Source organism: Methylobacterium sp. J-118, from assembly GCF_057836565.1.
In genome coordinates, this window is sequence record NZ_JBYQFA010000001.1 from 2,312,076 (window position 1) to 2,322,500 (window position 10,425).

The 10,425-nt window shown below is 72.0% G+C and carries 11 protein-coding genes (1 of these 11 cut by a window edge); 6 read left to right on the forward strand and 5 right to left on the reverse strand.

Annotated features, from left to right (window positions below):
* Positions 1-63: 63 nt before the first annotated feature.
* Positions 64-270, reverse strand: a complete 207-nt coding sequence (locus AC3IF3_RS11145; protein ID WP_489215937.1) for a hypothetical protein — start codon at positions 268-270, stop codon at positions 64-66.
* 418 nt (positions 271-688) lie between these two features.
* Between AC3IF3_RS11145 and AC3IF3_RS11150 the strand changes: the two genes are divergently transcribed.
* Positions 689-982, forward strand: coding sequence for a hypothetical protein (locus tag AC3IF3_RS11150; RefSeq protein WP_243965206.1), 294 nt, complete (start codon positions 689-691; stop codon positions 980-982).
* Positions 983-1,148: 166 nt separating this feature from the next.
* Here AC3IF3_RS11150 and AC3IF3_RS11155 read toward each other — a convergent pair whose 3' ends face one another.
* Entirely contained in the window at positions 1,149-1,802 is a 654-nt protein-coding gene (locus AC3IF3_RS11155) for a peptidase inhibitor family I36 protein (RefSeq protein WP_489215939.1), read from the reverse strand.
* A 477-nt stretch (positions 1,803-2,279) separates the two neighbouring features.
* Here AC3IF3_RS11155 and AC3IF3_RS11160 point away from each other — a divergent pair, with 477 nt between their 5' ends.
* From AC3IF3_RS11160 to AC3IF3_RS11180, 5 genes are all read left to right on the forward strand, one after another.
* On the forward strand, positions 2,280-3,818 hold the full coding sequence (locus AC3IF3_RS11160) for a chromosome partitioning protein ParA (RefSeq protein WP_243965209.1): 1,539 nt from the start codon (positions 2,280-2,282) through the stop codon (positions 3,816-3,818).
* 30 nt (positions 3,819-3,848) lie between these two features.
* Entirely contained in the window at positions 3,849-4,343 is a 495-nt protein-coding gene (locus tag AC3IF3_RS11165) for a hypothetical protein (protein WP_489228766.1), read from the forward strand.
* Positions 4,344-4,380: 37 nt separating this feature from the next.
* Entirely contained in the window at positions 4,381-4,824 is a 444-nt protein-coding gene (locus AC3IF3_RS11170; protein ID WP_489228768.1) for a hypothetical protein, read from the forward strand.
* Between the two features lie 66 nt (positions 4,825-4,890).
* Positions 4,891-5,301 (forward strand): response regulator, encoded by a 411-nt coding sequence (locus AC3IF3_RS11175; RefSeq protein WP_489215943.1) that lies wholly within the window; start codon positions 4,891-4,893, stop codon positions 5,299-5,301.
* Positions 5,302-5,722: 421 nt separating this feature from the next.
* A complete protein-coding gene (locus AC3IF3_RS11180) occupies positions 5,723-6,490 on the forward strand; it encodes a hypothetical protein (RefSeq protein ID WP_489215945.1) in 768 nt (255 codons plus the stop codon).
* Positions 6,491-6,562: 72 nt separating this feature from the next.
* Here the strand turns inward: AC3IF3_RS11180 and metB are convergent, their stop codons facing one another.
* The 3 genes from metB to AC3IF3_RS11195 all read right to left on the reverse strand — a co-directional run.
* Entirely contained in the window at positions 6,563-7,723 is a 1,161-nt protein-coding gene (gene metB, locus AC3IF3_RS11185) for a cystathionine gamma-synthase (protein WP_243970010.1), read from the reverse strand.
* A gap of 494 nt (positions 7,724-8,217) precedes the next feature.
* Positions 8,218-9,048 carry a BLUF domain-containing protein gene (locus AC3IF3_RS11190; protein WP_243970008.1) on the reverse strand — a complete coding sequence of 277 codons (831 nt, stop codon included), beginning with the start codon at positions 9,046-9,048 and terminating at the stop codon, positions 8,218-8,220.
* 24 nt (positions 9,049-9,072) lie between these two features.
* Positions 9,073-10,425, reverse strand: the 3' portion of a protein-coding gene (locus tag AC3IF3_RS11195) for a putative bifunctional diguanylate cyclase/phosphodiesterase (RefSeq protein ID WP_489228770.1). Its footprint extends 372 nt past the window's final position; only the last 1,353 of its 1,725 coding nucleotides appear in the window; its start codon lies beyond the right edge, outside the window — the gene reads right to left on this strand; its stop codon occupies positions 9,073-9,075.

Here is a 10,425-nt window from a genome sequence, read left to right on the forward strand (position 1 = left end):
GGCGGCGCGGGTCTTTACTGGTTCGTGGCTAGCCGGACGGGCGCCTGGGGAGACGCGCCCCGATCAGCCGTCGGTCTCATCCGCGTCGCCGCCCGCCGACAGGAGCCAGTCGGGGAGGCCGGGGATCACCTCGCCGGCCACCGCGCCGGCGGTTTCCAGGGCGCGTCCCGCCTTCGCCTCGGGACTCTCGGCCCGCACTTCCGCGAACAGCTTGCGTGCCAGCCGGTCGAGTTCCTCGTCCGAGAGCTGCTGTCCGTTCGGATCCGACATCGGGCGCCTCCTCGACGCATGCGTCCGCCCCGCCCGGAGGAGGGCGGACGTCCGACTTCACCCGCATGAGCCGCCCCGCGGGGCGACCCGGGCCGGAGCATGACGCCCGCCGGTTAGCCGGCCGTATCGGGGGCCGCGGCGGGGCCGTCCCAGGGCGGGATGGCTCAGCTTCGCCGCGCGTCCGGAACAACCCGCGGCCCCGGCCTGTGTTGAGAAAGATCTTTCAAGGGGGATTGAGTGTAAAATTAGGCGTAAATCAATAATTCCCCGATGGACACGATGTATCCATATGTAAATCACGTGCGAAGGCGCACGTTCTGTACACGCTTGCATACCGTCCGCGGATCCCAGGTGCCGGGATCGGGTTGGTCGAGGCATCCGGAGCTTTCCGGCATGTCCGACGCATCAGGAGATTTGCGTGACCCGATTCATCCTCGCCACGGCGGCCCTCGCGGCCCTGGCGACGCCTGCCTTCGCGCAGGTCATCGAGACGCCGACCAGCACCCAGGTCATCGTGCCGCCCGGGGCCCCGGGCATCGTGACGCGTCAGAGCAATTCGACCGGCGATCAGGACGCCTTCACGTACTCGCCCACCGGCCGCGCCGCCGACGGGATCGAGACGGATTCGGCCGCCGCAGGCAACGAAGATCAGCCGTCGCGCGTCGGCTCCACGGGCAGCGGCGGCTCCGGCGGTAACGGCGGCGGCGGCTGAGAGCGATCCGGCGGACCCGCGCAGGCCGGCCGTACGACGGGCCCCTGATCCGAGCCTGACTGGCGGCGCGCGACGGTCCGACCATCGCCTGTATCCGGAAGCGGCGGGTGCCTCCGCAAGCCCGCAAGACGGGAGCCGGCGCCGCCCCGGCGGGGCCGGCCGCCCCTCAGCCGGCGCGGCGGTTGCAGCGGATATAGGCGGAGGTGCCCCAGGCGCTCGTCCAGGTCAGGCGGTCACCGTCGACCACGAGACGGACATGGGACGACCAGCGACGGTCGCGATCCGCGCAATCGGCCGCCATCGACCAGGCGTTGCCGGTGCGGTGTGCGTCGCGGAAATTGCAGACGGTGTCGCCGGCTCTGGCGCGCTCGGGGGTGATCGTCGCCTGCAGGTAGCCGTGGCGGCGCGACGGGGCGCTGCAGGCCTCGGTGGCCGGCCCCCAGGTCCCGACATAATCGGCGCCGGCCGGGGCCGGGCGGGGGGATGCCGGCGCCGCGGCGGGCTGCACCGTGACGGCCGGGGCCGCCGGTTCGGTCGCCGGTGCCGCCGCGGGGGCCGCGAGCGTCGACGGCGCGCTGGCCGGCTGTTCCGGCGGAGCGAAGGCGATCACGCGGCGCGGCAGGTCCTCCGGCTGATCCAGCAGCGGTTCCCCGATGGCCGGCGTCGCCGAAGTCCGGAACGGCATGTCCTCGGTCAGGTAGGTGGCGCAATAGGCGAACAGGCCGAACCAGCCCAGGGCCAGGAGGAGCTGGGGCGCGTAGCGCCGCCGGTCCTCGCGCTGGGGTTCGGCGGCCAGCGCCGCCAAGACTATCGCCGTCACCGCACCCTCCTACCCCTCATCGAACGGCCCGTGGCCCTGAACACAGGTTCCGTCGCGCGGCGGTTGAACAGGACGGCCACGATCCACGGTTTCTCAGTTATCGAGCCATGGACCGGTTTATTAACGTCCGGTAAATCGTTAATGACGCGTTAACAGGCCGATCCGGGGCCGGGTCTGCGCGATCAGGAAGGCTCGACGTGGTGCGCCTTGGAGCTTCTCCCGAAACCGCAGGCGCCCGCGGCTGTCCCGGCGCATGGCTTTCGGATCGTGCGGCGCGGTCCGCCCGCCGGAGGCCTTCGCCCGCCCGCGATCCCTATGCAATTGCGCCCGAGCCCATGGTTCCGGGAACCGGAACCGGCACGATGCTCTAGTCTCACCCTGTGCAGTACGAAGTAAAATGCAAAAACCGACTCGACAGTCTAACAGGTTTAAGATTAGTTAATTTCCTCGGATTGAGGGCGCGGGAGAGTTTATTTAATGGCGTGGTCGTCTTTCCGTAACATGCTTTCCGCGCCGGATGGCACGCCCGAGCCGCTGCCGCCGGCGGCCGAGCCGGCGATGCCCCAGGCGCGGGTGCGCACGACCGCCGAGGCGCCGGGCCAGCGCGCCTCCCTGGCCGACCGATCCCATTCCTCCCTCGACGCGATCGGCAAGCGCGACGAGATGCTGCGCCAGCGCATCGACGCCATGGTCGACCGGCTGGAGGACATCCGCTCCCTCCAGGACGACTTCGTCTCGATCCTGGAGCCCATCGTCAGCATCAGCGACGAGCTTCCGCGGGCGAGCATGCGCATCGCCGAGCTGGAGACCTCGCTGGCCCAGGAATTCCAGACCGGCAAGGCGGTCCGGCTGGAGGCCGCCGAACTCTCGGCCCGCATCTCGATCCTGACGAACGAATTCTCCGATGCCACGGCGCGGGTGGCCCGGGCGGAGGAGCTGCTGCACGCCCGGGAGGCCGCCCTGGCCGCGCAGGGGGTCGAGCTGCGGGACAGGGTGCTGGCCTCCGAGAATCTGGAGCGCCGCCTCGCCGCCGAGATCGAGCAGAGCAAGGCGCTGGTCGCCGAGGGCAAGGCCCTGCGGGCGGAGGCCCAGGCCGCCGACAGCGCCCTCACGCGCTCGGAGCACGACCGGCTGGAGGCGCGCGAGACCCTGGCGGCCTTCGAACAGGACAACCGGCGGCTCCGGGCCCAGAACGAGGAGCAGTCCCTGCGCCTCGGCGAGGTGGAGGCCCGGTGCCGGACCGTTGAGGCCGCGGTCGAGACCGAGCGCCAGAAGGCGCGCGCCGCCGAAGGCCAGCTCGCCGCCGAGACCTCGGCGCGCGTCCGCATCGAGGCCCAGTTCGAGGCGGATGCCACCGCCCTGCGCACCGAGCGCTCGGCCCTCGCGATGAAGCTGGAGGCCGCCGCCAACCGGGCGGATTCGAACGAGCAGTTGCTCGGCCAGGCCCGGGCGCAGCTGCGCGAGCGGGACGAGGCGCACCGGCTCGCGGAACGCACCTTCAAGGAAACCAACATCGCCCGCGTCACGGCGGAGCGGCGGCTCGAGACCATCCAGGACGACCTGTCCCGGCAGACGGAGCGCTTCGTCGAGATGCAGCGCGCCCGCAGCGACCTCGATTCGCGCTGCGAGATGCTCGGCAAGGCGCTCGCCGCCAAGGACGCCGCCCTGGAGCAGGCGGCGGCCCGCAACGCCGCCCTGACCGAGCGGATCGAGCAGCTGACCCACCGGCAGGAGGCCGCGCGGATCGAGTTCGAGGCCGCCAACCGGCGCCTCTCCGAGGATCTGCAGAACGAGCGCTCCGAGCGCGCCCTGGTCCAGGGCGCCCTCGACATCGCCCGCGAGACCCGGACGACGCTTCAGAAGCAGTACGAGGCGCTCAAGCGCTCCGGTCGCGGATGGCGCAAGCCGGACGGGGCGGGCGAGGGCCTGCCGTCGGGGCAGGACTTCGCCGCGCAGCCGGAACCCGAGGCGTCGAGCAATGTGCACCCGTTCACATCGCCCGGCACGGCCGGCTGATCCGATGCGGTCCTGTGAGAGGTTCGAACGATGAGCGATAGGGCCCCGATCGACGCGTCCTACAACGGAAGCCCGAATGTGATGATGCGCGCGTGGCAGGCGAAGGCGGATGCGTCCCCCGAGAAGGTGGTGAGCTTCCTGGGTCTCGAGAGCCGGAACGGGGCGGTCGTCACCACCGAAAGCCCGAACGCGGTCGGCATCCCCACCCGCGAATGGGCCTCCGCGGTCGACCTGATCCGCGAGGCCAGCGAGGCGATCCGGGTCGGCGAGGAGCGGGCGTCCGAGCTGGAGGCGCAGCTGGCCCAGGTCGTCGCGCAGGCCGATCTCGAGATCCGGCGCCTGGAGCAGGAGATCGCCACGGGGGCCCAGAACCTGGCACGGTCCGAGGAGCGGGCCCGGCTGGCGGAGGCGCGGGCGACGGAGGCCGAGGAATGGCTCGTGCGTCTCCACGACGCCGCGGTCGAGGCCTTCGGATCCCGCGTCAAGCTCGCGCCGGTGGCCAGCCCCGCCGAAGACGCCGAGTAGCCGCGGTCCCCCTGCGACGATGGCGCGGCCGACGACCATGGAATCCGACGAGATCGGCGGGGCGATCCCTCAGGCGCAGGGTTCGCACGCCGCCTTCCGCGTCGTCGATCCGGTCCGGACGCTGGCGCTCATCCAGCAGGCCGGGGATCAGATCCGGGGGTTCTGGTCGTGGCGCGACATGGTCCAGCGGCGGGCGACCGGGCTGTTCCGGCGCGTCTACGAGGACCGCACCCTCAAGAACGAGACGATCCGGGAGCTCGAATCCCACCTGTCGCGGATGGATCGCCGGAACGCCGACCTGGAGCGCGCCCTCGCGGAGATCTCCTCGGATTACGAACGGGTCGTCGTGCGCTGCATGGAGGCCGAGTTCCGCGTCATCCAGGCCGAGCACAGGGCCTCCCTGGCCGAGATGTGCGCGTTCCGCCTGGACGATCTGCTCGCCCGGGTCGGCGAGGGCACCGAGGTCGCATACCCGAAATGACACCGGCGGGGGTCGATCCCCGGGGCGCGCCGCGGACCTTTCGCGCGTGTTCGGACTTGGTGGGGGATGAACGATTCAGTCCCGCCGCCGGCACCCTACGCCCTCGTCGTCGACGATGACGGCCTCATCCGCATGGACGCGATGGACATCCTGGCGGAGGCCGGGTTCCGCACCTTCGAGGCCAGCGACGGGGATGCGGCGATGGCCCTGCTCGCCCGGGAGCAGGCGCTGATCGTGCTGCTGTTCACCGACGTGCAGATGCCCGGTTCGCGGGACGGCTTCGCGGTCGCGCGCGAGACCGCCAGCCAATGGCCGCACATCGCCATCGTGGTGGCGTCCGGACAGGTGCAGCCGGGGCCGGGCGACATGCCCGAGGGCGCCCGCTTCATCGGCAAGCCGTTCACGGCCGACATGGTCCACGATCACCTGCGCGCGATTCTCCCCGACGGCCAGAAGCCGGAGCCGCTGCGTCAGTAGGGCCGTTCCCGACCCCTTCGGCGGTCCCCGCCCGGCCGCGGCGGAGGGATCCGCGCATCACTTGCTGCGAGGCGCGACGCGCTCTCCTCCCCTGGCGGTCCCGGGCTTGCCCGGGATCGCGCGCGCTTGCGGGGAGGGGAACGGCGCCTCCGTTTCGAGATGGTCGTGTCAGCCAGAGACGTGTGAATCCGGTAGCCCCCAGAGGGGGTGAGGGAGGTGCATCGGTGTCCGGCCCGCTGCCCTCGTTCGTCGGACAGGCGTGAATCCGGTCGCTCTTCGGGGGACGCCCACCGGGCTCGTCCGCCGCCGGACCGAACGCCGATGTTTCACGGGAAACACAGCGCGCCCCGGGACGACGGCACGGCCCTGTGGCGGCGGCGTCATCGCCGCCCGGGCCCGCGCCTGGTAGCAGCGGAGGGGCATGACGACAGCGAGCTGGCGCGATCTCCGCAACGCGAAGGCCCGGGCCCGGCTGGAGCGGGCCCTGCCGCCGGTCTTCCCCGTGCCGGTCCTCCGGCACGCCCTGGCGCGGGCCCTGATCCCGCCGACGCCGCGGCGCGCCGTCGAGAGCTACTGGCGCAGCCACATCCTCCGGGCGGACCGGCTCGCCCGGGCCCTGGCGGCCCGCTCCGGCACGCCGGAGGGCTGGACCTGGCAGATCGGCCCCGAGGGACCGGGTGAGGCCCGCGCCGGCAGCTTCCGGATGCCGCCCGCCCCCTATCGCGACCCCGCCTTCGCCCGCGGCCGCGGCGCCTGCTGCATCTGCGGCCAGCCGGTCTACCGGTTCGGCTGGCACCGGGACCTCTGGGGCCGCGGCGTGCCCAACGGCAATGCCGGCTGGCACGCGGCCTGTGTTGCCGCCTGGAAGTTCTGGCTCGCCCCGCACGCGCAGATCCGGGTCCTGAAGCTCCGTCAGCGGCACCGCTGCGCGGCCTCGGGGAAGCGGCTGCTCCGGACCGCCGAGGTCGATCACGCGCTGCCGCTCTATCAGGTCTGGCGGGAGCACCGCGCCCGGCCCTGGCCGGAACTGCTCGCCTATTGGGGGGCGCCGAACCTGCAGGTGGTCAACCGGGCCGCCCATGTCCTCAAATGCCGGGACGAGGCGGCCGAGCGCTCCCAGACCCTGCGGCTGTCCCGGTTCCGGGTGGTCGAGGACGAATCCGGGTTCAGCGTGATCGAGGAGGCCTGAGCGGCGGGTTCAGCCGCCCAGGAGTCAGCCGGCCAGAAGTTCAGCCGGCCAGGAGTTCAGCCGGCCAGGAGTTCAGCCGCCCAGAGCCGCGAGGCCGTGGGACAGGTCGGCCAGAAGGTCGTCCTCGGCTTCCAGGCCGACCGAGAGACGCAGCAGCCCGTCCGTGATGCCGGCGATCGCCCGCGCCTCCGGATCCATCGCCGCATGGGTCATGGTCGGCGGGTGGGCGATCAGGCTCTCGACCCCGCCCAGGGACTCGGCCAGGGTGAAGACCCGCAGAACCTCCACGAAGGCCCGCACCGCGTCGCGCCCGCCGGCCAGTTCGAAGCTCAGCATGGCGCCGAAGCCCGCCTGCTGCGTCTTGGCCAGGGCGTGGCCGGGATGGGACGGCAGGCCCGGATAATGGACGCGGCTCACCGCCGGGTGCCCCTCCAGGAAGGCGGCCAGCCGGCCCGCGGTCCGCTGCTGCTGCTCGACCCGCACGAACAGGGTGCGCAGGCCCCGGAGCGTCAAATAGGCGTCCAGCGGCGAGCCGGTGACGCCGATCGTGTTCGCCCAGGCGGCGAGGTCCTCGCCCACCGCCGCCTCGGCGGCGATCACGGCCCCGCCGATCACGTCGGAATGGCCGTTGAGGAACTTGGTGGTGGAGTGGACGACGAGGTCCGCCCCCAGGGCGATCGGCCGCTGCAGGGCGGGCGACAGGAAGGTGTTGTCGACGACCGTGAGCGCCCCCGCGGCCTTCGCGTCCGCGGTGATCCGCCGGATGTCGACCACCCGCATCAGCGGGTTGCTCGGCGTCTCGATCATCACGACCTTCGGCCCCTCGGCCAGGGCCGCCGCCAGGGCGGCCGGGTCGGTCTGATCGACGAAGGCCACGCGGTAATGGCCCCGGGCGCTGCGGAGGCTGAGCAGGCGATGCGTGCCGCCGTAGCAATCGTGCGGGGCGACCAGCAGGTCGCCCGGCCGCAGGCTCGACAGGGCGAGGTCCAGGGCCGCCATGCCGCTCGCCACCATGACGGCGCGGGCACCGCCCTCGAGCTTGGCGATCGTGTCGGCGAGCGCCTCGCGGGTCGGGTTGCCGAGGCGTGAATAGTCGTAGGGCCCGGCCTGCTCGAAGGCGGGGAACTTGAAGGTCGTCGACAGGTGGATCGGCGCGATCACCGCCCCGAAGGACGTGTCCTGGGCCACGCCGTTGGCCGCCGCGACGGTGCGTGCCGCAAATCCCTCTGACATCGATTCTCCCTCCGCGCCGGTGCCGGATCGTCCAGCCGAATCCCGACGCGTTCTTTATGGAGAACGGATCAGACTTTCAAGAGAACGATCTCCGGGCCCAGCCCATCCCGCGCCGGTGGCGGCGATGCCCGTCCTACCCTCGAGGCCGTGTGGCGCAGCCAACCGTAAGGTCGATCCTCCGGCAAGGGGTTTTACGGGCATGCCGCTCGGGCGGAGGGATGTTTCCCGCGGCGATTCGACGGGACATGCGGGTCGGGACCGGCCACGCACCGTCCCTCTGGGGGCGACGGTGCCGACAGATCCCCGCACCAGCGCATGAACCGGGGCATTGGCCACCGGGGACGAGATCCGCACGCGATCTGTGCCGCCGCAAGCCCGCCGCGGGCGACGCCACAGGCGCGGCGATGAACGGTCCGTTTCCCCAACCGAGGATCGTGATTCCGGTGGGCCGGTGCCCCGCGACCGGAGGCGTGATCCAGGGACCGGGGCCGCGATCAGGCGGCGACCGGGTGCGCCGCCTGCGGCTCCCGGGCCGGCGCGTCGGCGTCGAGACCGTCGGCCTCCCGCACCACCGCCTGCGCGAGGCGCCGCGCCCGCCCGGCCCAGAGGTCCCGGGCGTCGCGCAGGGCACCGGCCTGCTCCTCGGCGGAGGCCAGGGCGATCCGGAGGGCGTCGATCTCCGCCCGCAATTCGGTGGTGCGTGCCCGCTCGCTCGCCAGCGCCGCCTTGAGCACGCAGAGGGCGGTCTCGGTCGCCCCCCGGGCCGGCGCGGCACGGCCCGCGGGGCTGACCGGCGCGGGGCTGTCCGGCTGCAACGCCGCGAGCTCCGCGCGGACCTGCACCACGTCGAGCCCGGCGACCGCGCCCGTCGGCGGCGCGATCGCCGGGACCGGGATGCCCTCCTCCTCGATCACCAGATCGTGCAGCATGGAGAAGACCCGGTCGCCGTCGAGGCGGCTGAGATCGAACCCGCTCTCGGCGGCGAGGCCGCTGAACCGGGCCTGCCCGCCGGGAGCCTGGCCCACGAAGGCCATCGACCAGGTCGCGAAGCCGCGGCTCTCCGCGGGGCCGCATTGCAGGACCGTCACGTCGCTGTGGCGCAGGTCGCGCTGGATCCGCTCGAAGGTCGCCTCGACCCCGGCGCGGGGGCCTTCCAGCACCTGCGCGAAGGCCCCCGCGTTGAACATCAGCGCGCCGGTGACGCCGACATCGCGATTGTTGCGCCGGGAGGCGTCGAGGATCTGGCGGACCTGGGCGGTCACCTCGGACTCGGGGCCCTGGACCAGGTTCTTGCTGGCGTAGACGAGGCGGTACAGATCGGTCATGGCGGGGCGTCCGGGGGGATGGGATCAGACCTGCGGATAGGCGGCGAAGATCGGGAGCAGGTCCTCGGTGGGGACGGGGCGGCTGATGAAGTAGCCCTGCACGTCGGTGCAGCCCTCCAGGCGGATGCGCTGCATCTGCTCCGGGGTCTCGACCCCCTCGGCGACCGTGGTCATCCCCAGGCTCTTGCCCAGGCCCGCGATGGCGCGGATGATCGCCTCGCCGTCGGGCTTGGTGGCGAGGTCCTTCACGAACGAGCGATCGATCTTGATCTTGTCGAAGGGGAAGCTGCGCAGGTAGCTGAGCGACGCGTAGCCGGTGCCGAAATCGTCCATCGAGACGCGCACGCCGAGTTCCCGGAGCCGGTGCAGGGTCTGGAGCGTCTTCTCGTTCTCCTGCAGGAGAACGCCCTCGGTGATCTCCACCTCCAGCCGCCGGGCGGGCAGCCCCGAACTCGCGAGCGCCGAGATGATCGTCTCGACCAGCCGGTCGCTCTTGAACTGGGCGGGCGAGACGTTCACCGCCACCGACATGTGGGCCGGCCAGGTCATCGCGTCGCGGCAGGCCTGGCGGATGACCCATTCGCCGATGGGGACGATCAGCCCGATCTCCTCGGCCAGCGGGATGAAGTCGAGGGGGGAGACCAGCCCCCGGTCGGGATGGCGCCAGCGGATCAGGGCCTCGCAGCCGATCAGCGTCCCGCTCTGGAGCTGCAATTGCGGCTGGTAGTGCAGCTGGAATTCGCGGCGGGCCAGAGCCTGGCGCATGTCGAGTTCGAGCTTCCGCCGGGCCTGCATGCGCGCATCCATCTCCGGCTCGAAGAACCGGTAGGTGCCGCGCCCGTCGAGCTTGGCCCGGTAGAGGGCCAGGTCGGCGTTCTTCAGGAGCCGGTCGGCATCGGTCCCGTCCGCGGGGGCCAGCGCCACGCCGACGCTCGCCCCGATGGTCAGGAGATGGCCCTCGACCATGTAGGTGCGGCCGATCAGGTCGACGATCCTTCGGGCGAGCGCCTGGGTGCCCGCGGCGTCGCGGATGCCGGCCTGCAGGATGACGAACTCGTCGCCGCCGATCCGCGCCACCGTGTCGGTGGGGCGGATCGTCGAGCGCAGGCGGTCGGCCACCTTCTCCAGCAGCGCGTCGCCGATCGGGTGGCCGAGGGTGTCGTTGACCGGCTTGAACCGGTCGAGATCGATCAGCAGGAGGGCGCAGGCCTCGCCGGTGCGTGCCAGGCGCGCCAGGGCTGCGGCGAGGCGCTCGCGCAGGAGCAGCCGGTTCGGCAGGCCTGTGAGCGGATCGAGCCGGGCCATCGCGTCGGCGCGGGCCTCGGTGGCCTTGCGGGTGCTGACATCCTCCAGGGTGACCACCCAGTTGCCGCCCGC

Bases quoted from the DNA above. Each gene is read 5' to 3' on its own strand.
- AC3IF3_RS11145 (WP_489215937.1), bottom strand. From the start codon at position 270: ATGTCGGATCCGAACGGACAGCAGCTCTCGGACGAGGAACTCGACCGG.
- AC3IF3_RS11160 (WP_243965209.1), top strand. From the start codon at position 2,280: ATGGCGTGGTCGTCTTTCCGTAACATGCTTTCCGCGCCGGATGGCACG.
- AC3IF3_RS11165 (WP_489228766.1), top strand. From the start codon at position 3,849: ATGAGCGATAGGGCCCCGATCGACGCGTCCTACAACGGAAGCCCGAAT.
- AC3IF3_RS11170 (WP_489228768.1), top strand. From the start codon at position 4,381: ATGGAATCCGACGAGATCGGCGGGGCGATCCCTCAGGCGCAGGGTTCG.
- AC3IF3_RS11175 (WP_489215943.1), top strand. From the start codon at position 4,891: ATGAACGATTCAGTCCCGCCGCCGGCACCCTACGCCCTCGTCGTCGAC.
- AC3IF3_RS11180 (WP_489215945.1), top strand. From the start codon at position 5,723: ATGACGACAGCGAGCTGGCGCGATCTCCGCAACGCGAAGGCCCGGGCC.
- metB (WP_243970010.1), bottom strand. From the start codon at position 7,723: ATGTCAGAGGGATTTGCGGCACGCACCGTCGCGGCGGCCAACGGCGTG.
- AC3IF3_RS11190 (WP_243970008.1), bottom strand. From the start codon at position 9,048: ATGACCGATCTGTACCGCCTCGTCTACGCCAGCAAGAACCTGGTCCAG.